Here is a 20,317-nt window from a genome sequence, read left to right as displayed (position 1 = left end):
CCCCCCCGACCCGGACCATTGCTGGCAGATGCCGCAAGGCGGCATCGACGCCGACGAGGACCCGCTGGCGGCCGCCCGACGCGAGCTCTACGAGGAGACCTCGATCCGCAGCGTCACGCTGCTCGCCGAGGCGCCGCAGTGGTTTTCGTACGACTATCCTGCGGAACTGGTCTCCACCAAGCACACGGCCCGCTACAAGGGGCAGACGCAGAAATGGTATGCGTTCCGCTTCGAGGGCGAGGAGGCCGAGATCGACATACTGACACCGCCCGACGGCCACAAGGCGGAGTTCTGCGACTGGCGCTGGAGGCCGGCGGCGGAGCTTCCCGAGCTCGTCATTCCTTTCAAGCGCGACGTCTACACGCAGGTGCTGCGCGCCTTTTCCACGCTGACCCGGTAACCGCCAGGCCAGGCGTTCCAAACACAACGACAGGGGAACCCATGACCTTCAAAGCCGACCTTGCCGGCCGGAAGATACTGATCACCGGCGCATCGAGCGGACTGGGTGCCCATTTCGCCCGGGTTGCGGCCCGGAACGGGGCCTCGGTGGCGGTCGCCGCCCGCCGCACGGACCGCCTTGAGGAGCTCGTCTCGGAACTGGGAGAACTGGGAGCGCAACGAGCGGTGGCCATCGGCCTCGATGTCGGCGACGGGGCTTCCATCCATGCCTGCGTCGCCGACGTGGTGTCGAAACTCGGCGGCCTCGACATTCTCGTCAATAATGCCGGCATCGCCCGCAGCGGCCTTGCCATTGACCAGACGGCCGAAGATTTCGACGCGGTCATGTCGGTGAACCTGCGCGGTGTCTGGCTGATGGCGATCGCGACCGCCCGCCACTGGCGCGACACGGGCACCCCCGGCAACATCATCAACATCGCCTCGATTCTGGGCGAACGGGTCAGCCTCGGCACGGCGTCCTACTGCGTCTCCAAGGCCGGCGTCGTGCAGATGACCAAGGCGCTGGCACTTGAATTCGCCCGCAACAACATCCGCGTCAACGCGATCGAGCCTGGATATTTCGAAACGGAGATCAACGAGGGCTATTTCGAGACGAATGCGGGGAAGGCGACGATCCGCCAGATCCCGATGCGCCGCATCGGCCGGTTCGAGGATCTGGACGGTCCGTTCCTGTTGCTGGCGAGCGACGCCTCGCGCTTCATGACCGGGGCGGCCGTCCCGGTCGATGGCGGCCACCTGCTTGCATGAGGAATGAAGCCATGGATTTCAGCATCGATCCCCGTCACGCCGAGCTGCGCGACCAGGTGCGCGCCTTCGTTGCCGAACACGTCAGGCCGCTGGAGGATGACCGGGCGAACTACAACGAGTTCGATAACCTCCGCATGGAGCTGCGCGACCAGGTCCGCGAGAAAGCCAAGGCGGCCGGGCTGTGGGCACCGCAAATGCCGGAAGCGCTCGGCGGGCTCGGGCTTTCCATGGTCGGGCAGAGCATCTTCTACACGGAGGCCAACCGGTCGATCTTCGGCCCGGCCTGCTTCAATTGCGCGGCCCCCGATGACGGCAACATGCGCGTCATCGAGGCGGTCGGCACGCCGGCGCAGAAGGACTGGTGGCTGCAGCCGGTGGTCGAGGGCAAGGTCAATTCATCCTTCGCCATGACCGAGCCCCATCCCGGCGGCGGTTCGGATCCCGGCATGATCCAGACCCGCGCCGAACGCCATGGCGACACCTGGCGGATCCACGGCCGCAAATGGTTCATTTCCGGCGCGGCGGTCGCCAAGCATTTCATCCTGATGGCCCGTACGGACCCCAACCAGGAGGAAAAGCGACGACATCTGACCGGGTTCCTCTTCCATGCGGACCAGCCCGGCTGGCGGATCGTCCGACGCATCGGCAACATGGGACCGGACGAGCACGGCGGCGTCTGCGAGCTGGAATTCGACGGGCTCGAGATTGCCGACGAGAACCGGCTGATGGAGGTCGGCGACGGCCTCCGCCTGACCCAGATCCGTCTCGGCCCGGCACGCCTGACCCATTGCATGCGCTGGCTCGGCCTTGCCCAGCGCTGCATGGAGATCGCCCAGGACTATGTCGACGGGCGCGAGGGGTTCGGCTCGCGGCTGGGCGAGCGCGAATCGGTGCAGCTGGCCCTTGGCGAACTTGCCCACAACATCCAGATCGGCCGGCTGCTGGTCTTCAACGCCGCCTGGCAGCTCGACCGGGGCGACAAGGCCCGCGCCGAGGTCTCATCGGCCAAGATCCATGTGGCGGACACGCTGCACCAGGCGGCCGATACCGCGATCCAGCTCAACGGCGCGCGCGGCTACTCGACCGATACGATCCTGGAATGGATCTACCGCTACGCCCGCGCCGCGCGCCTGGTGGACGGCGCCTCGGAAGTGCACAAGATGGTGCTGGCGCGGCTCTACAAGCAGGCCGGCAACGACTACTGGCGTTAAGAACCTGCAACGCGGCGGCTGGCCGCCGTCCATTCGGCCAGGACATCCTCATCCGGCTCTCCGGGTTCATGCCGGTCCGCAAGATGCTCGAAGGCCTGCCCTTCCAGCAGGCGTGACAGCGCCCACACGGCGGTCCCGCGCACCAGGGGGCTTGCATCGGCGAGACGTGGCTCGATGCCCGGCACAAGCGCCGGGTCGAGCGAGTTGCCGGCCGCGATCAGCACGTTGCGCAGGAAGCGGTCGCGCCCGATGCGCTTGACCGGCGAACCGGAGAACAGTGCCCGGAAGGCGGCATCGTCCAGCTGCAAGAGGTCGGCAAGCGGCGGGGCGACAAGGTCGGCACGCGCCGCCAGCTTCGCCTCGCGTGCCGTTTGCGCGAACTTGTTCCAGGGACAGGCGGCGAGGCAATCGTCGCAACCATAGATGCGGTTGCCCATGGCGGCGCGGAACTCCTCCGGCACCGGCCCGGCGTGCTCGATCGTCAGGTAGGAGATGCAGCGCCTGGCATCGAGGCGGTAGGGCGCGGGAAAGGCATCCGTGGGGCAGGCATCGAGGCAGGCCCGACAGGACCCGCAATGGTCGCGCTCGGGCGTATCCACCGGCAGGTCGATATCGGTGAAGATCTCGCCGAGAAAGAACCAGGAACCGAGGTCACGGGAGACGAGGTTCGTGTGCTTGCCCTGCCAGCCGAGGCCGGCGGCTTCCGCCAGCGGCTTCTCCATCACCGGCGCCGTGTCGACGAAGACCTTGACCTCCCCCTCGATCCCCATGCGCCGCGCCTGGGCCAGAAGATGCTGCGCCAGCTCCTTCAACCGTCCCTTGATGACGTCGTGATAATCACGGTTGCGGGCATAGACGGAAATGTTCGCGCGGTCGCCCCGCGACAGGGTGGCAAGGGGATCTCCGTCCGGCGTGTAGGACAGCGCCAGTGTGACGATGCGCCGCGCGCCCGGCCACAGCGCCGAAGGGGCCGCACGGCGCTCCTCGGTTTCCGCCATCCACTGCATCGTGCCGTGATGACCGTCGGCGATGAATGCACGCAGCCGGGAGGGGGTTTGCGGAACGGCGCCCGCATCGGCGACCCGGGCGGCGTCGAAGCCGAGCGCCGCGGCCTTTTCCAGCAGGCTGTCCTTCAGACGTTCGGCCTTGCCCGTGCTCAGAAGTCGAGATCCGCGTAGGCCGGCGCCGGGGGCATGCCCAGCATCTTTTCCGCCAGCAGCGGACGGAAGCTCGGGCGCGACTTGATGCGCGCGTACCAGGCCTTCACGTTTTCCTCCTCCGCCCATGGCACCTCACCCAGGTAGTCCGCGCAGGAAAGCTCGGCGGCGACGGCGAAGTCCGCGAAGGTCAGCCGCTCGCCGGCAAGCCAGTTGCGTGAGGCGGCAAGATATCCGAAATAGCGCAGATGGTGGCCGATATTGGACCGCGCCGCGCGCAAGACGGCCGAATCCGGCGAACCGCCGCCCTCGGACCCCCGCATTTCCTGCTTGTAGACCCGCTCGCGCACGAAGGGACCCACGACATCGGCGTCCAGCTTGTTGACGGCCCAGTCGACGAGGCGGCGCGTCTCGGCACGGGCATCGGGATGGTCCGGCATCAACCGGCGGTCGCCGACAGCATAGCCGCGCGTCTCGTCGAGATACTCCATGATGGCGAAGGCGCCGCATACAGGGGGGCCGTCGTTTTCCTGCAGCACCGGCACGGAACCCGCCGGATTGAGCATCAGGAAGCCCCGCCGCCGCTCCCACGGACGTTCGGTGACAAGCTCCACCTTGGCGCCGTATTCGGACAGCACAAGCTGGACGAACCGCGACACGGGCGAGAATGGGTGGCGATACAATGTCAGCATAACAGGATCGTAACCGGTTACGGTTAATCAAACGGTGCAAAACAGGGCCGCACCGGCAGGCGACCCGTATACGCCGCGCGCTGCCATCGTACAACGCGGCAATCACCCTCCACGGTGCGCGCTCCGGTTTTCCCCCGGGTGCGGCACAGGCGCGACACACGCGAGAAAAAATTCCGGAGACCCTTCCCATGCAAGCGGACACACTGGTCGGAGCGCTCGTTCTCGGTCTCGTCGAGGGACTGACGGAATTCATCCCCGTCTCGTCCACCGGCCACATATTGCTGCTTGGACATTTCATCGGATTCGAGAGCACCGGCAAGACTTTCGAGGTGCTGATCCAGCTCGGCGCGATCCTTGCCATTCTCACGGTCTATTTCCAGCGTCTTCTCTCCATCGCCCTTGCCCTGCCGCATCAGGCGTCGGCACGACGCTTTGTCGCCGGCATCCTGCTCGCCTTCCTGCCCGCCGCGATCATCGGCGTCATGGCGCATGGTTTCATCAAGGCGGTGCTGTTCGAGTCGCCCGCGCTGATCTGCACCACGCTCATCCTGGGCGGCATAGTCCTGCTTGTTGTCGACAAGATGACCTTGCGCGTGCGCCATACCAACGCGATGGACTACCCGCTGTGGCTGTGCCTTGCGATCGGCTGCTTCCAGACGCTCGCCATGGTGCCCGGCGTGTCGCGCTCCGGCGCGACCATTGCCGGCGCGCTGCTGCTGGGCACCGACAAGCGTTCGGCGGCCGAGTTCTCCTTCTTCCTCGCCATGCCGACCATGGCCGGCGCCTTCGCCTACGATCTCTACAAGAACCGCGACATCCTCTCTCTCGACGATGCCACCGTGATCGGCGTCGGCTTCATCGCCGCTTTCGTCACCGCCGTGTTCGTCGTCCGCCGGTTGCTCGACTTCGTCAGCCGGCACGGTTTCGCACCTTTTGCCTGGTGGCGCATCGCCGTCGGGCTTGCGGGCTTTGCCGGCCTATATCTCGTCGGCTGAGGCATAGGCAGCGCGCATCCCGGCAAGCTCGTCGGCCAGGCGCGCGCGCAGGCCCTGCGGTGCGACAAGTTCCGCGCCGGGGCCAAGCCAGCGGACCAGCGGCAGGATCACGGCCGGGTCGACATTGGGAATGCGGATCTCGACAAGATCGCCCTGCGGCGCGCGAAAGAGCGCGTGGCGATAATACCAGTCGCGCCGCAGCAGCCCCGCCTGGTCCAGGGTGACGCGCAACACGCTGACCTCCCCTTCCCGTTCCCAGCGCCGCATGGCGCGCGACAGCCATGCCCGGCCGATCTGGCTCTGCACGGACAGCGCGGCGCGCGGGCGGAAGGCCATGCCGCTGACCTCGATCTCCCGCACCCGGTCGGCGCGCAGAAGCCTGTCGGAGCCAAGATCGACATCGTGGCCGAAAAGATACCAGCGGTCCCGGTCGAACAGGATGCCGTGCGGTTCGATGTCGTAGTCCACGACGCGGGCGCGATAGGGATTTTCATGGGTGATGCGCACCCGGCGGGAGGCCAGGACCCCGTGCATGAACCCGTCCACCGCGCGCTGCATGTCGCCAGGCCCGGCGGTCTCCGGCTCGGTGTGGAAAATGTCGGCGGGCGGTCGCTCGATCCCGACGATGCGCTCGCCTTGCGAGAAAAGCTCGCGGGCGGCGCGCGGCAGAGAGGCCAGCAGCTTCGCCTCGGCGCTGTCGAGTTCGGCCACCAGCGGCGTCGCCTTCAGGCCGCGCACCAGGGCCTGGGCGACCAGCAGCGCCGCCGTCTCGCCGCGCGTCAGCGCCACCGGCGGCTGGATATAGTCGCGCGCCAGCCGGTAGCCGCCCTCGGCGCCGCGTTCGGCCTCGACGGGAATGCCAAGCGCCATCAGCCTGTCGACGTCGCGATAGATGGTGCGCACCGACACGTCGAAGCGCCGGGCGAGGTCAACGGCGCTGCGCTGACCGCCCGTCAGGAGGAGCAGGATACCGAGCGCACGCTCGATCGCGTTCATCGTTGTTCCCTCGCCGTCACGAAAAAATCGCCTGCCGCCATTTGAGCAAAACAATCCTGACGCGCTGGTGTCAGGTTTGAACCGCCATCCTGCGTTTCATAGCCGGTTTCCACAACGCAGACGCATCGGGAACCGGCCGCAGCGACAGGAGAGAGCAATGACCGATATCCGGGTGAACCAGACCGGCGCCATCAAGACGGACCTGACCGGGATCGCAATTCCCTACCCCGCCGTCCGCCGCCCTTCCGCCACGGTATGGCTGTGGCGGCAAGCAGGCCGGCTGATCAAGGCCTGGCGCGTGTGGCGGGCGGCCGCGCGAACTCGCCGGGCGCTCGAGGGCCTTGACGACGCCATGTTGCACGACATCGGCCTCTCGCGTGGCTATTTCGGCTACGAGCCCACGGGCAGCATGAACCACAAGGCAAAGCGGGTCGGGTCGGACCTGGGCCTGTGGCGGTGAGGGGATGCAGCCCGCCAGCGACGACGCGCGCGCCCTCCCGGCGCGTGCGCGCGGGCGTTCCTGTCTCGCGGTCGTGTGGCGTCCGTCCGGCGCCGCGGTCGAGCGGTCCGCTTCAGCTTTCCGGCGCGGCGCGGTTGGCGTCGTACTGGCCGTGCTCGCGGAACCGATCGAGATAGGTCGGCAGGATCGCGGCCATGGTGCGTGGCTCGATGCCGAGCCCTTCCAGCGTGCGCCCGTCGGCGCGCGCTGCCTCGGACACGACATTGTCGCTCTTCAAGAGCTCGACCTGGTCGACGGTGAGCAGCGGGTTCGGCAGCAGTTGCAGGACCCGCGCCTTGATGCGGGCGAGGCCGAAGGGGATCGGCGCCAGGATGCGGTTGCGGCGAATGACCTTCAGCATCAGCTCCAGGCAGGACCTGAAGGAGCGCACTTCCGGTCCGCCGAGCTCGTAGACGGCGCCGGCCGTCAACTCGCCATCGACCGCGCGGGCGACGACTTCCGCGACATCGCCGACGAAGACCGGCTGGAATTTCGTCTCGCCGCCGCCGACAAGCGGCAACACCGGCGACATCCGCGACATGGAAGCGAAGCGGTTGAAGAACCCGTCCTCGGGTCCGAAAACGATGGACGGGCGAAGGATGACCGCTTGCGGAACGGTTTCCAGGACGCCGGCCTCGCCGGCCGCCTTGGAGCGGGCATAGGCGGAGGCCGATGCCGGATCGGCGCCGATGGCGGACACATGCACCACGCGGGAGATGCCGGCGCCTCGCGCCGCCTCGGCGACGGCACGGGCACCGAAATCCTGCACGGCGTCGAAGGTCTGGGCACCGGCCTCATAGAGCACGCCGACAAGATTTACGACGGCGTCGGACCCTTCCACGGCGCGGTCGACCGACCAGCGGTGGCGCAGGTTCGCCTGCACCGGCATGATCTGGCCGACGGCGCCGAGCGGCTGCACATGCTCGGCGAGATCGGGACGTCGGACGGCGACGCGCACCCTGTAGCCGCGCCGCGCCAGCGCCCGCACAACATGGCGGCCGAGAAAGCCGGATCCGCCGAAAACGGTGACGAGCTTGCCGTTCAAGGCCTTCGAACCAGATGCCGCGGACATGGCTGTCGCTCCTTGCCGGTGGCCCGGCGCCCTGCCCTGGCAGATGCGCCGTGTCGCCACGTTGATGTTGCCCGCGCGCAGCGGGCGTGATCCGATTGACGGCCGGGCACACCGCCCGAAGGGCGGAGCACGGCCGATCTCCTCGCGTCTCTTAGCCCTTGCGCCGGCTCCTGTGAAGGGCGGTTGTGCATGATCGGCATTTGGTCGCAAAAGCCCCGTTGACAAGGTCGCGAGCGTTCCTTACAAGCGCCCCTCACGTGCCCAGGTGGCGGAATTGGTAGACGCACTAGCTTCAGGTGCTAGCGCTCGAAAGGGCGTGGAGGTTCGAGTCCTCTCCTGGGCACCAACATTTTCGGCAGACCGCCCAATTCGGTCGTGCCGCGCGAAAAAGGTCCGGATTTCCGGACCTTTTTTCGTTTGTGGCGCCCGGCTGCCGGACTAGTCGTCCAGCCGATCCTCGTGCGGCGCGCGGCCGGCCCTGCGCACGCGCAGCCACAACTGGTCGTCGAAGGCGTGTCCGTCCAGGTACGCGACCTCAAGCCCGCGCTCCCGGCAGACCTTGTCGATCCATTCGGTGCTGTGGCGCACGATGCCGGCCTGGGTCGATTCGTGACTGGTCCCCACCCACGTGTCCCCGAGATAGTCCTCCTGCGGATTTGCGGCCGGCAGATAGGAAGCCAGGAACGTCCCGTCGCTGCCGGTGTTTTCCAGAAAGCCGTCCAGCATGGTCTCGATATGCGCCTTGCTGGCATGGGTCCAGATCGAGCCGGCAAGGAAGAAATCGAACGTGCCGGAAAACACCGAGGTGTCGAAAACCGCGTTGTGGTCGAAGCGCGGCGCCTTGTCGCGCAGCATCTCGCCGGAAAACAACGTCTCCAGCCCCCACTCGACGCGATCGCGGAACGGCTCGATCCCGCAATAGCGCTCCGGCTCCAGGAACCGGATGAGCCAATAGGCCGTGCGCAGGCAGCCGCAACCGATCTCGCATATGCGCGATTCCGGCGCCAATCCCTCGCGCAGCAGCGAAATGAACTGGCGACGCCCGCCCTCGTCGAATGTCCGCGTCGGCACGCCGAGGAACCCGTGGGCATCGGCCATCCGCTCACCAAGTTCCTGCACTTTCGACATTCACGCTCTCCCGATTTCCGTACGTTTGCGAAAGGCAGCGCTCCTGTTTGCCCGGCCACCGACCGAGCAGGTCCAGGGGCTGCGCAGGCGCCGGTTTTGACTTGCCCGGCCACTTTGTCACAAATATACCTGTGACTGACAATCTCGCCTCAGGCAGAAAGTGGCACTCGTCCGAGCTCAAAATTTGGCGATGAGCACCAGACAACCAAATAGAAGACACGGCCATCAATTTTTCAGAAGAAAAACCGCGCCCTGTCCTTGATGCTTCCACGTATAAAAAAGCCAAAAATGGGAAAAGGCATGTCGAAAAGTCTGACCGCGCGTTTTCCTGACGTTCTTTTCTACAATCAGAACCTGACAGAAGTGCAGGATAACGTCGTCATCGGGCGCGGGTCGCGCGTCGGGTCGATGACCCTTATTCACGCGGATGCCCGCATCGGCTCCGGCACGACCATCGGCTCTCATTGCAATATCTGCGCCTGCAGCATCGGCGACAATGTCTCCATCCAGACCGGCTGTCACATCACCCGCGGCGTCGTGATCGAGGACGACGTCTTCGTCGGCCCCGGCGTCGTGACGCTGAACGACAAGCTGAAGGGGAACCCGATGATCTTTCCCCATATTGAGAAGGGTGCGAAGATCGGCGGCGGCAGCCGCATCCTGCCGGGAGTGCGCGTCGGCGCCGGCGCGATCGTGGGTGCGGGCAGCGTGGTGACCAGGGACGTCCCGGCCGGTGCGGTCGTAATGGGGAATCCGGCCAGAATCAGGAAAAGCCCGGCGGAAAAGGCGGATTGAGCACGCGCCATGACGGGACTGATCCTCAATCTCGCCCCGACGGGCATGGTGCCGACGCAGGACATGTCTCCCCACGTTCCCATCACCCCGGACGAGATCATATCCGATTGCCGCAAATGCGCGGACCTGGGCGCGACCATCCTGCACCTTCACGCCCGCGATGAGGAAGGCGCGCCGACCTATCGCAAGGATGTCTACGCGCGCATCATTGCAGGCATCCGGGAAACCCATCCGGACGTCGTCATCTGCGTGTCGCTGAGCGGCCGCAACTTTCCCGGCTTCGCGGAACGCAGCGAACCGCTGTTCCTGAGCGGTGACCTGAAGCCGGACATGGCCAGCCTGACGCTGTCCTCGATGAATTTCGCCAGGACGGAGAGCGTCAATTCGCCCGAGATGGTGCGCCGGCTCGCGGAGACGATGGCGGAGCGCGGCATACGCCCCGAGCTCGAAGTGTTCGACACGGGCATGATCAACTACGCGCAGTATCTCGCCGACAAAGGCGTCATCGCCGCGCCGCACTGTTTCAACATCCTGCTCGGCAATGTCGCGACCGCCCAGGCGACACCGCTGCACCTGGGCGTCATGACCAGCGCATTGCCTGCCGGGTCGCTGTGGTGCGCCGGCGGCATCGGCGCCAGCCAGATTGCGGCGAACAGCCTGGGCCTGCTGTTTGGAAACGGCGTGCGGGTGGGGCTTGAGGACTACCTGTGGCTGGATGCGGCGCGTACCCGACCCGCCACCAACAGCCAGATGGTCACGCGCGTCCGCGAGTTGGCCGGGATGTTCGAGCGCACGTTCGCCGACTGCCGCCAGGTCCGGAGCATGCTGGGATTGCGCCCGCATGGATAGCGCCCGTCGCCCGCTTCGTATCCTGATGACGAACAACACGCTGGCCAGCCGCGCCGGTTCCGAACTCTACCTGCGCGATCTTGCGGTGGCGCTGATGAGGCGCGGGCATCTTCCGGTTGCCTACAGCCCGGTACTTGGCGAGGTGGCCGACGAGTTGCGCGACCTCACCGTTCCGGTGATCGACGACCTCCGCCACATGGAGACCGCGCCCGACGTCATCCACGGGCAGCACCACCATGAAACGATGACAGCGGTCCTTGGCCATCCCGGAACGCCCGCCGTCTATACCTGTCACGGCTGGGCACCCTGGGAGGAGTTTCCCCCGGCCTTTCCCGGCATCATGACATATGTCGCGGTCGACGACCTGTGCCGCGAGCGTCTTCTGACCACGCCCGGCATCCTGCCTGAGCGGATTTCCACGCTCTACAATTTCGTGGACCTTGCGCGCTTCCACCAGGTTCGGGAACTGCCGGAGGCACCGAGGTCGGCATTGGTTTTCAGCAATTACGCGGAACAGGTTTCGGACGCGATCCGGACCGCCTGCGCCAATTGCGGGATCGAGAAGGTCGATATCGCCGGGATCCGCTCGGGAACGACGATCCCGCGGCCCGAGGATGTCCTGTCGAACTACGACATCGTGTTTGCGAAAGCCCGTGCCGCCATCGAGGCGATGGCGTCGGGCTGTGCCGTGGTGGTGACGGACTATGCCGGCCTCGCCGGCATGGTGACCCGCGACAAGGTGGAAAGGCTGCGGAAGCTGAATTTCGGCGCCCGCTCCATGCAGGCGGCGAGGATGACCCGCGAAAACATCGAGCGCGAGATCCGGCTGTTCGACGCCCGGGACGCCCGCGCCGTCACGGACTGGATCCGCACCGATGCCGACATGGCTCCCGCGGTCGAGCGCTGGATCGCGCTCTATGACGATGCCATCGACGCCTGGAACCGGAAGGGTGCCGGGATTTCCGATGCGGCCAAACTGAAAGCCGCCTCGGAGTATCAGCGGTTTCTTTCGCCGCGGGTCAAGTTCGCGTTCCACAACGAGCATCTGCGGCACAAGGCCGAGCACGAGCGCACGGCCCTTGCCGAGGAGCTGGAGGATTTTCGCGCAGGGCATGACGAACTTGCAGGGCAACTGGCTGCCAGCACGGAGCAGGTCAAGCAGCTGGAAATCGAAATCACGGAATGTCTTGCGGTGCGGGCGCAGCTGGCAACGGAACTCGCTGCCTGCCGCAGCGAGCTTTCCCTGCTGAAATCCCCTCCCCCGGGCGGGGTCGGCCGTCTTTATCGAAGGTGCCGACGGTGGTTCGCGAAGACATGAGCGGCGTCCATGCACCGCGCAGGAAGGCCGTTGTCGTCGGCTTTGGCAAAATGGGACAGCTTCACCTGTCCACGTTGACCGCCATGTCCTCGATCGACGTCATCGGGATCGTCGATGTCGACAGCACGCGGCGTTCCCTGGTGGAGCGCGCCGGGCTCGCTTTTGCCGAGAGGATCCGGGATCTGCCGACATCGGCGGACATCGCGATTGTCGCGACGCCCCCTGAGACCCATCGCGACGTGGTCGTCCCCCTGCTCGAGACCGGCGTTCACTGCCTGGTCGAGAAACCACTTGCGCTCAAGCTGGATGACATCGAGGCGATGAGTGCCGCGGCGACGGCGAGCGGGGCCATGCTTGCTGTCGGCCAGACCGAGCGGTTCAACGTCAATATCGAGCAATGCGCCCGGATGCTGGAGAACGGCCCGGGAACCGTCACGGCCAGCCGGATCTCGCCATTGATGCCCGGTTCCACCAGGCCGGACGTGATCGCCGATCTCCTGATTCACGACCTCGACTGGATCGTCATGGTCGAGGGGCACACCGAATGCCAGGTGCAGGTGCTTGAGGCCAAGGCGCAGGACGGGATCATCGTCCGCCTGCGATGCCGTCTCGACTACGGACGGCGGCAATACGACCTGGAGGCCTGCCATGCGGGATCCCGGCGGAGCCGGACCGTTGACGTGGCGGCTCCCGGGCGGGAACCGAAACGCTTCGACCTGACCGCCCTGCCGCGGGAACCGGGCGCCGATCCGCTGTCGCGTCAGGCGCAGTCCTTCCTGGACCTGTGCGAGGGGAAAGCGGCATCGATCGCGGTCGCAAGGGATGCGCACCGCGTCTTCTGCCTGAGCGAGCGCATTCGCGGGCTCTGCGCCATTCCGGCCCTGGCGGCGGAGGACTGACCGGGATGGAGCCGATCCCCTTCGTCGACCTGACCACGGAATGGGCGGCGCTCAAGCACGAGACCCTTGCGCGCGTGGAAGCCGTTTTCGACCACGGCCGTTTCATCATGGGACCGGAGATCGCGGAACTGGAAGGCCGCCTCGCCGAGATGGTCGGCGTGCGCCATGCAATCGCCTGCGCTTCGGGAACCACTGCCCTCTTGATGGCCATGATGGCGCTTGAGATCGGCCCCGGCGACGAGGTCATCGTCCCGGCCTACACGTTCGCAGCGCCCGTCGAATGCGCCCTGCTCCTGGGGGCATCGCCCGTGCTCGTCGACGTGGAGCCCCCTTCGGGTCTTGTCGATGTCGACAGGCTGGAAAAGGCGCTCACGCCGAGGACGCGGGCGATCGTGGCCGTCTCGCTTTACGGCGCGCCTCCCGACTTCAGCGCGATCAACGCCCTGGCGGACGCTCACGGGATCGCGGTCATCGAAGACGCCGCACAGAGTTTCGGGGGCAGCCGGGAGGGCCGGCAGAGCGGATCCCTGGCGCGTCTTGGATGCACCAGTTTCTTTCCCACAAAGGTCCTTGGGGGCGCAGGAGACGGCGGCGCCGTGTTCACGGATGACGACGCGCTGGCCTGCTGTCTGACCGAGATCCGCGATCACGGGCAAAGCGGCAAGTATCGCCATGTCCGCACCGGAGTGAACGGCCGGATGAGTTCGATCACCGCCGCCACCCTTCTCGTCCGCTTGAAGACCCTGGAAGCGGCAATCGGAAACCGGCGCGCGGTCGCGGATACCTATGACGCCCTTCTGTCCGATGCACGAAACGCGGGACGACTGGATTTCTCAGCGCCTGACCCGTGCGTTGCAAGCGCTAGGTCGCAATACGCACTCCTTGCCGAGAACCGCGACCGCGTCGCCACCGATCTGCGGAAAGCCGGCATTCAAACAGCCGTCCACTATCCCGAGCCACTGCATCTTCAGCCGGCCTTTTCACATGCCCGCAGGTCCGGACCGCTGAGCGGCGCCTCCAGAATGGCCGAGAAGGTCCTCTGCCTTCCGATCTATCCGGGCCTGACCGCCAGCCAGGTCACACGTGTGGCGGAGGCGGTGCTCCGCTCGGTCAAGTAGACCCGTAACGCCGCCGCGCCAATATGGACGCAAGCGGCAAAGGCCGATATCAAGAGCGTCACGTTTCGAGACAAGGATCCTCCATGACCATCCGCCTGCATCGTGGCGACCTGCCTGACCTTTCCTCTCCCGATCTCGCCGCCTATGCGTCGGCGGACGCGATCGCCATCGACACCGAAACGCTCGGCCTCAAGCCGCATCGCGACCGGCTCTGCGTCGTGCAGCTTTCGCCGGGCGACGGCAGCGCGGACGTGGTGCAGATCGCCGCCGGACAGACGAGCGCCCCCAACCTGGCCAGGCTTCTGGGCGACCGGTCGAAGACCAAGCTGTTCCACTTCGCCCGTTTCGACGTCGCCGTCCTGCACAACGCCCTCAGCATCGACTGCGCGCCCGTGTGGTGCACCAAGATCGCCTCACGGCTGGTGCGCACCTATACCGACAGGCACGGACTGAAGGATCTCGCCCGGGAGATGATCGGCGTCGAGATCTCCAAGCAGCAGCAAAGCTCCGACTGGGCGGCGGAGACCCTGAGCGATGCACAGCTGGCCTATGCGGCCTCGGACGTGCTCTACCTGCACGCGATACGCGAACAGCTGGCCGCGCGGCTTGCACGCGAGAACCGCACCGCGATCGCGCAGGCCTGTTTCGAGTTCCTGCCCACACGCGCGTTGCTCGATCTTGCCGGCTGGGACGACACCGACATCTTCGCCCACAGCTGAGGCTCGCCGCGATGCCGCGACAAGCGGGAAACGGCAACCTATATGTATTGCAGCATCGACGGATCGGCGCGCGGCGGGCGGGCCGCGTGCCGCTGTGACCGGACTGGACGGACAAGGGTTGGATCAGGAGGCCCATCAACTGCGCCCCGCGTTTGAGGGGCATGACGGTGCACCGCGCGCCAGCGAGGACGCGCGGCAGGCGGCAACGCGCGCTCTCGCCCGCACCGCGGCCCAGCGCCACAGCAAGCGGGTGCGACGGCTGCGGCTGGCGGTGCCCGGCATCGGCCTTGTTCTGATGCTCGGCATCTTCGCCATGATCGGCGTCAGCAGCTATCTGAGCAGCCTTGGCCTGGGCACCATCACGCTGACCACGGACGGGCTGGTGATGGACAGTCCGGAACTCTCCGGCCATGACGGCGAGCGCTCCTACCGGGTCTCGGCGCGGAGGGCGATCCAGCGCATCAGCGATCCGCGCATCATCGACCTGGAGGCGATCACCGCGGAGCTGCGGCTGTCCGCCGACCAGCACGTGCGGATCGTGGCGACACGCGGCACGTACAACAGCGCAGAAGAGACACTGTCGCTCTCCGACGGCATCGACGTCACCACCAACGAGGGCCAGACGGCCCGCTTCGGATCTCTCGACGTCGCCCTGAAAACCGGCCGGCTTGCCAGCCAGGAGGAAACGGTCTTCACCTCGTCCTTCGGATCCTTGAAGGCGGGGCGGATGCGTTTCGACCAGGACGCGGCTACACTGACCTTCACCGACGGCATCTCCATGACGGTGATGCCGCCGAACGCGGAGAAAGCTCCATGACCCAGTTCCGGCGCCGTCTTGTCGGCTCCCTTGCCCTTGTCGCGATGGCCTTCGCGCCCGGCCTTGCCGGCGCCCAGACCTTTTCCGACGCCTTTGCCGGTTTCGGCTCGAACGAGCGCGAACCGATCCAGATCGAGGCGAAGGAGCTGAAGGTCCAGGACAAGGACCAGAGCGCGGTCTTCAGCGGCGATGTCGTCGTCACCCAGGGAGATGCGGTGCTGAAGACCCAGCGACTTGTCGTGCGCTATGACGGATCCGCCGCCGGCGGCGTCAATCAGCGCATCTCGCGGCTGGAGGCGAGCGGCCGGGTCTATATCTCGTCAAAGGACCAGACGGCGACGGGCGAACAGGCGACTTTCGACATGGGCCGCCAGCTGATGGTGATGACCGGGCGCGAGGTTGTGCTGTCGCAAGGACCCAACGTCGTTGTCGGCAACAAGCTGACGGTGAACCTGAAGACCGGGCAAGCCGACCTGGAGGCACCGAAGAGCGGCCGGGTGAAGGTTCTCATCCAGCCGAACAGCCTGCAGAACGGCACGCCGCAGAACTGATGCCCGTCTCTGCCATCGCCAACCGGCGACGGCAGGCGATTGAATGCCATACCCGTTTCATGCCATTAGGCGCTGACGCGATACGGCGCGCTGGCCGCACAAATCCGGACACGACGTGAAGATCCTCTCCTTCCTTTCTTCGGGCAAGCAAGGCCCAGCGGCGGACGCCCTGCCCTACGAACCGTCCGCGGAAGACGGGCTGCTGATCGTCGACGGCATCGGCAAGAGCTACAAGCGCCGACAGGTGGTCCGTCATGTCAGCCTGATGGTCCAGCGCGGTGAGGCTGTCGGATTGCTGGGCCCCAACGGCGCCGGCAAGACCACATGCTTCTACATGATCACCGGCCTGATCCAGCCCGATCACGGCACCATCCGCCTCGACGGCTTCGACATCACCCGGCTGCCGATGTATCGCCGCGCCAGGCTTGGTATCGGCTACCTGCCGCAGGAAGCCTCGATCTTCCGCGGTCTCTCGGTGCAGGACAATATCCGCGCCGTGCTGGAAGTGGTCGAGCCGGACAGGAAACAGCGCGAGCGCGACCTGGAATCGCTGCTGGAGGAGTTCGGCGTCACGCATCTGCGCGAATCGCCGGCGATCGCCCTTTCGGGCGGCGAACGGCGGCGCGTCGAGATCGCCCGGGCGCTGGCCAGCCGGCCGACCTTCATGCTGCTGGACGAGCCTTTCGCCGGCATCGATCCGATCGCCGTCGGCGATATCCAGCAGCTTGTCCGGCACCTGACACAGCGCGGCATCGGCGTCCTGATCACCGATCACAACGTGCGCGAGACGCTCGGCCTGATCGACCGCGCCTATATCATCGCGGCCGGCGAAGTGCTGACGGAAGGCTCCCCCTTCGAGATCGTTGCCAACCCGGATGTCCGCCGGCTCTATCTCGGCGAGCAGTTTACGCTTTGATGCGAAACTTTCCTTAGGGTACAAAGCAAGAAGCGGACCAACCGGAGCGGGGCAAGTGCTCCGGTCGCCAGCGCATGGGCGCGCCGACGGCGCACCGCTTGCCGGCAACGGGTCCGGGAGACGACGGGCAGGGGCATGTCCGTCGCCTGTGCCTGTCCGGGCCGATGCCGGGCGGTCGTCTCCTCACGTGACGAGCCCTGAAATCTGGGAGCCTGCATGGCGCTGTCGCCAAAGCTTGAGATCCGCCAGGGCCAGACCCTGATCATGACGCCGCAGTTGATGCAGGCGATCAAGCTGCTGCAGATGTCGTCGCTTGACCTGACGAGCTATGTCGAAGCCGAAATGGAACGCAACCCGCTGCTGGAGCGGGTCGAAAGCGACGCCGGTCCGGCCGAGGGCGGCGAGGCTGCCGATGGGGATACGGGCAGCGCCTCGCGGGAGGCGGACGGGGACGGGGACGGAGAGTGGCTCAGCGCGGAGCTGTCCGACAGCTCTCGCGACATCGCCTCGCGGCTCGATACCGATCTCGGCAACATCTATCCCGACGATCCCGGCACCGGGCGCGAACAGCCTGCAGGCGGCGCTGAAACACAGCAGCGCGACCAGTGGCAGACCGGGCTTGGCGGTCGGACGGGCGGTGGAGGCGCCAGCGACGACTACAATCTGGAGGCCTTCGTCGCCTCCGATGTCTCGCTGCAGCAGCATTTGCGCGAGCAGATGGTGCTGGCGATCGCCGATCCCGTGGACCGGATGATCGCCCAGGTGATGATCGACAATCTCGACGATGCCGGCTATCTGCGCCTTGATCTTGACGAGACAGGGGAGCGCATGGGCGTCGAGCGGGCGCGGCTCGACCAAATCCTGTCCCTGCTGCAGACGCTCGAACCGACGGGCGTGTTCGCGACCTCGCTGGCCGAATGCCTGAAGCTGCAGTTGCAGGAGAAGAACCGCTACGACCCGGCGATGGCCGCCCTGATCGAGAATATCGACCTTCTGGCGCGCCATGACTATGCGGCCCTGAAGGCGGCCTGCGGCGTGGACGACGAAGACCTCAGGGAGATGATCGCGGAGCTGCGGGCGCTCGATCCCAAGCCTGGAAGCTTCTTCGGCGAGACCCTGATCCAGCCGGTCGTGCCCGATGTCGTCGTGCGGGCGGCGCGCGACGGCGGCTGGTCTGTGGAACTGAACAGTGACACGCTTCCCAAGGTGCTGGTCAACCAGACCTATTACGCCCTGATCAGCAAGAAGGCGCGCGACGAAACCGAAAAGACCTTTCTCACCGACTGCCTGCAGACCGCCAACTGGCTGTCGAAAAGCCTCGACCAGCGCGCCCGGACGATCCTCAAGGTGGCCAGCGAGATCGTGCGCCAGCAGGATGCGTTCCTGGCCGAGGGTGTCCAGCACCTGCGTCCGCTGAACCTGCGCACCATCGCGGAAGCGATCTCCATGCATGAATCCACGGTCAGCCGGGTGACCTCCAACAAGTATATCGCAACGCCTCGCGGCATCTTCGAGCTGAAGTATTTCTTCTCCGCCTCGATCCCTTCGGCCGGCGGGGGCGATGCCCATTCGGCCGAGGCCGTGCGTCACCGCATCAAGGCGCTGATCGAGGCCGAAAGTCCCTCCGACGTGCTGTCCGACGACACCCTCGTCAAAGTGTTGAAGGCGGAGGGGATCGACATTGCCCGCCGAACGGTTGCAAAATACCGGGAGTCCTTGCGCCTGCCCTCCTCCGTCCAGAGACGACGGGAGAAACAGGCTCGCCGGGATTGACGCGAACTCCGGCAGCGGACTGCCCGCCGGAACGCGGCAACGAAAGGCACGGCATATGGGGCGATGAAATCTTCGCATCTTCAGGCACTTGTACAGGCCGTTACGAACCCGGCGACGACCCGGCGTGCAACATCGGCCGGCAGTGCATTTGACTTCGTCGGGCCGGGCGCTTATAGAGCCGCGCTCGGACGTGCCGGAAACGGCACGCATGGTCTCAGGACGCCCGCACGGCAGGAAACCGCCGGCGGAGCGCATGAACCGGCCCGTGGACGGCGGACAGTGTGCCGCCGCAACGAAGGTGTAACCCAGGACCGGGACGCAATTAGGCGGGTTGCGGATATCAATCCGCCTCCCGGTCTGCAAGAGTGGGTTGGCTGGCGATGACATGTGCGGGAATCGCGTCATATTCATCGTCGGGTCGGATTGACCAGAACAAGAAGAGGTTCCCATGACACTGCGGATATCGGGGAAGAATGTCGATGTCGGTGACGCACTGCGCACGCATATCGAGGATCGCGTTGCCGAAGGTATCTCCAAATATTTCGATGGAGGCTATACCGGCCACGTGACCATCGGACGCGAGGGTTCCGGCTTCCGTTCCGAATGCCTGCTGCATCTCGACACCGGTATCGACCTGCAGGTTTCCGCCGACAGTCAGGATCCGCGCCAGAGCTTCGATGCCGCCGCCGAGCGCATCGAGAAGCGCCTGCGCCGCTACAAGCGCAAGCTCAAGGACCACCACGGCAACGCGTCCAACGGACGCGACGTGTTCGATGCCACCTCCTATGTGCTCGCCTCCGTCGAGGACGAGGAGGAGGTTCCTGCCGACTTCACGCCGCTCGTGGTGGCCGAAACATCCGCCAAGGTGAAGACGATGACCGTCGGCATGGCGGTCATGCAGCTCGATCTCGCGGAAGCGCCCGTCGTGGTGTTCCGCAATGCCGGAAGCGGGGCGGTGAACGTCGTCTATCGCCGTCCGGACGGAAATTACGGGTGGATCGACCCGGAAAACGCAACCAGGTAGTCAGGCATCAGCCGGCAGCGCCGCGCCCCCGATCGGGGGCGCGGCGATTTGCCGATCGCCTCTCATTGCCCCAACGACGAGTCGCCTTATGGATCTCAACGATCTCCTCACGTCGAAAGCGATCGTTCCGAGCCTGAAAGCGAACAGCAAGAAGCAAGCGCTTCAGGAACTGGCCGCCAAGGCCGCCGCTGTCACGGGCCTGCCGGAACGCGACGTGTTCGACACGCTGCTGCAGCGTGAACGCCTCGGATCGACAGGTGTCGGCAACGGCATCGCAATTCCGCATGGCAAGCTTGTCCGCCTCGACAAGCTCGTCGGCCTTTTCGCCCGGCTGGAGCGGCCAATCGACTTCGATGCGCTCGATGACCAGCCGGTCGATCTCGTCTTCGTCCTGCTTGCGCCCGAAGGGGCCGGAGCGGATCACCTGAAGGCACTGGCCCGCATCGCCCGCCGGATGCGCGATCCCGGCACCGTCGCCAAGCTCCGGGCGAGCAGCGACGCCGATGCGCTCTACACCATCCTGACGCAACCGGCCGCCTCCAACGCGGCCTGAGGCTTCCCGGCGCGGTCCGCGGCTGTCCG

22 protein-coding genes and 1 tRNA gene are annotated in these 20,317 nt (G+C 66.0%); 18 read left to right on the top strand and 5 right to left on the bottom strand.

What is annotated here, in order from left to right; translation table 11 throughout:
- The 3 genes from RBB46_RS07220 to RBB46_RS07210 all read left to right on the top strand — a co-directional run.
- Positions 1-400, top strand: a 400-nt coding sequence (locus RBB46_RS07220; RefSeq protein WP_306028219.1) for an RNA pyrophosphohydrolase, incomplete at its 5' end; no start/stop codon positions are given.
- Between the two features lie 41 nt (positions 401-441).
- Positions 442-1,206 (top strand): SDR family NAD(P)-dependent oxidoreductase, encoded by a 765-nt coding sequence (locus RBB46_RS07215; protein WP_306028218.1) that lies wholly within the window; start codon positions 442-444, stop codon positions 1,204-1,206.
- 11 nt (positions 1,207-1,217) lie between these two features.
- The gene (locus RBB46_RS07210; RefSeq protein WP_306028217.1) at positions 1,218-2,417 is read left to right on the top strand and encodes an acyl-CoA dehydrogenase family protein; all 1,200 of its coding nucleotides are present in this window, start codon (positions 1,218-1,220) and stop codon (positions 2,415-2,417) included.
- On the opposite strand, the gene queG is transcribed toward RBB46_RS07210, so the two are convergent.
- Together queG and RBB46_RS07200 are read right to left on the bottom strand one after the other, a co-directional pair.
- Positions 2,414-3,577, bottom strand: coding sequence for a tRNA epoxyqueuosine(34) reductase QueG (gene queG, locus RBB46_RS07205; protein WP_306028234.1), 1,164 nt, complete (start codon positions 3,575-3,577; stop codon positions 2,414-2,416). The two genes, RBB46_RS07210 and queG, sit on opposite strands and share 4 nt — an antisense overlap.
- Complete coding sequence (locus RBB46_RS07200) at positions 3,574-4,266, bottom strand: glutathione S-transferase family protein (RefSeq protein WP_306028216.1); 693 nt, start codon at positions 4,264-4,266, stop codon at positions 3,574-3,576. The genes queG and RBB46_RS07200 overlap by 4 nt, the downstream gene beginning before the upstream one ends.
- A 188-nt stretch (positions 4,267-4,454) precedes the next feature.
- On the opposite strand from RBB46_RS07200, the gene RBB46_RS07195 reads away from it, so the two are divergent.
- On the top strand, positions 4,455-5,261 hold the full coding sequence (locus RBB46_RS07195; RefSeq protein WP_306028215.1) for an undecaprenyl-diphosphate phosphatase: 807 nt from the start codon (positions 4,455-4,457) through the stop codon (positions 5,259-5,261).
- Here RBB46_RS07195 and RBB46_RS07190 read toward each other — a convergent pair.
- Positions 5,244-6,257 (bottom strand): YafY family protein, encoded by a 1,014-nt coding sequence (locus RBB46_RS07190; RefSeq protein WP_306028214.1) that lies wholly within the window; start codon positions 6,255-6,257, stop codon positions 5,244-5,246. The two genes, RBB46_RS07195 and RBB46_RS07190, sit on opposite strands and share 18 nt — an antisense overlap.
- 157 nt (positions 6,258-6,414) lie before the next feature.
- Here RBB46_RS07190 and RBB46_RS07185 point away from each other — a divergent pair, with 157 nt between their 5' ends.
- Positions 6,415-6,717 (top strand): DUF1127 domain-containing protein, encoded by a 303-nt coding sequence (locus RBB46_RS07185; protein ID WP_306028213.1) that lies wholly within the window; start codon positions 6,415-6,417, stop codon positions 6,715-6,717.
- A 112-nt stretch (positions 6,718-6,829) separates the two neighbouring features.
- Here RBB46_RS07185 and RBB46_RS07180 read toward each other — a convergent pair whose 3' ends face one another.
- Positions 6,830-7,828: a complex I NDUFA9 subunit family protein gene (locus tag RBB46_RS07180; RefSeq protein WP_306028212.1), complete on the bottom strand. Its 999-nt coding sequence runs from the start codon at positions 7,826-7,828 to the stop codon at positions 6,830-6,832.
- Between the two features lie 259 nt (positions 7,829-8,087).
- Here RBB46_RS07180 and RBB46_RS07175 point away from each other — a divergent pair.
- Positions 8,088-8,174, top strand: a tRNA-Leu gene (locus RBB46_RS07175).
- 92 nt (positions 8,175-8,266) lie between these two features.
- Here RBB46_RS07175 and RBB46_RS07170 read toward each other — a convergent pair.
- Complete coding sequence (locus RBB46_RS07170) at positions 8,267-8,956, bottom strand: hypothetical protein (RefSeq protein WP_306028211.1); 690 nt, start codon at positions 8,954-8,956, stop codon at positions 8,267-8,269.
- 261 nt (positions 8,957-9,217) lie between these two features.
- Between RBB46_RS07170 and RBB46_RS07165 the strand changes: the two genes are divergently transcribed.
- The 12 genes from RBB46_RS07165 to ptsN all read left to right on the top strand — a co-directional run bounded on the left by RBB46_RS07165 (position 9,218) and on the right by ptsN (position 20,288).
- Positions 9,218-9,751: an acyltransferase gene (locus RBB46_RS07165; RefSeq protein ID WP_306028233.1), complete on the top strand. Its 534-nt coding sequence runs from the start codon at positions 9,218-9,220 to the stop codon at positions 9,749-9,751.
- Between the two features lie 9 nt (positions 9,752-9,760).
- Positions 9,761-10,600, top strand: coding sequence for a 3-keto-5-aminohexanoate cleavage protein (locus tag RBB46_RS07160; protein WP_306028210.1), 840 nt, complete (start codon positions 9,761-9,763; stop codon positions 10,598-10,600).
- Positions 10,593-11,918, top strand: coding sequence for a glycosyltransferase (locus RBB46_RS07155; protein WP_306028209.1), 1,326 nt, complete (start codon positions 10,593-10,595; stop codon positions 11,916-11,918). Before RBB46_RS07160 ends, RBB46_RS07155 begins: the two co-directional genes overlap by 8 nt.
- Complete coding sequence (locus RBB46_RS07150) at positions 11,900-12,817, top strand: Gfo/Idh/MocA family protein (RefSeq protein ID WP_306028208.1); 918 nt, start codon at positions 11,900-11,902, stop codon at positions 12,815-12,817. The genes RBB46_RS07155 and RBB46_RS07150 overlap by 19 nt, the downstream gene beginning before the upstream one ends.
- Before the next feature lie 5 nt (positions 12,818-12,822).
- The gene (locus tag RBB46_RS07145) at positions 12,823-13,935 is read left to right on the top strand and encodes a DegT/DnrJ/EryC1/StrS aminotransferase family protein (protein ID WP_306028207.1); all 1,113 of its coding nucleotides are present in this window, start codon (positions 12,823-12,825) and stop codon (positions 13,933-13,935) included.
- Positions 13,936-14,018: 83 nt separating this feature from the next.
- Positions 14,019-14,654 (top strand): ribonuclease D, encoded by a 636-nt coding sequence (locus RBB46_RS07140; RefSeq protein ID WP_306028206.1) that lies wholly within the window; start codon positions 14,019-14,021, stop codon positions 14,652-14,654.
- A gap of 118 nt (positions 14,655-14,772) precedes the next feature.
- The gene (lptC, locus tag RBB46_RS07135) at positions 14,773-15,471 is read left to right on the top strand and encodes an LPS export ABC transporter periplasmic protein LptC (RefSeq protein WP_306028205.1); all 699 of its coding nucleotides are present in this window, start codon (positions 14,773-14,775) and stop codon (positions 15,469-15,471) included.
- Positions 15,468-16,022, top strand: a complete 555-nt coding sequence (gene lptA, locus RBB46_RS07130) for a lipopolysaccharide transport periplasmic protein LptA (protein WP_306028204.1) — start codon at positions 15,468-15,470, stop codon at positions 16,020-16,022. The genes lptC and lptA overlap by 4 nt, the downstream gene beginning before the upstream one ends.
- A 169-nt stretch (positions 16,023-16,191) precedes the next feature.
- Complete coding sequence (lptB, locus tag RBB46_RS07125) at positions 16,192-16,938, top strand: LPS export ABC transporter ATP-binding protein (protein ID WP_306028232.1); 747 nt, start codon at positions 16,192-16,194, stop codon at positions 16,936-16,938.
- Between the two features lie 216 nt (positions 16,939-17,154).
- Complete coding sequence (gene rpoN / locus RBB46_RS07120; protein WP_306028203.1) at positions 17,155-18,711, top strand: RNA polymerase factor sigma-54; 1,557 nt, start codon at positions 17,155-17,157, stop codon at positions 18,709-18,711.
- A 448-nt stretch (positions 18,712-19,159) separates the two neighbouring features.
- Positions 19,160-19,735 (top strand): ribosome-associated translation inhibitor RaiA, encoded by a 576-nt coding sequence (gene raiA / locus RBB46_RS07115; protein ID WP_306028202.1) that lies wholly within the window; start codon positions 19,160-19,162, stop codon positions 19,733-19,735.
- 88 nt (positions 19,736-19,823) lie between these two features.
- Positions 19,824-20,288: a PTS IIA-like nitrogen regulatory protein PtsN gene (gene ptsN / locus RBB46_RS07110; protein ID WP_306028201.1), complete on the top strand. Its 465-nt coding sequence runs from the start codon at positions 19,824-19,826 to the stop codon at positions 20,286-20,288.
- Positions 20,289-20,317: the final 29 nt, after the last annotated feature.

The organism is Stappia sp. MMSF_3263, from assembly GCF_030733745.1.
Taxonomy (GTDB): Bacteria; Pseudomonadota; Alphaproteobacteria; order Rhizobiales; family Stappiaceae; genus Stappia.
This window is presented reverse-complemented; position numbering and strand designations above follow the sequence as displayed.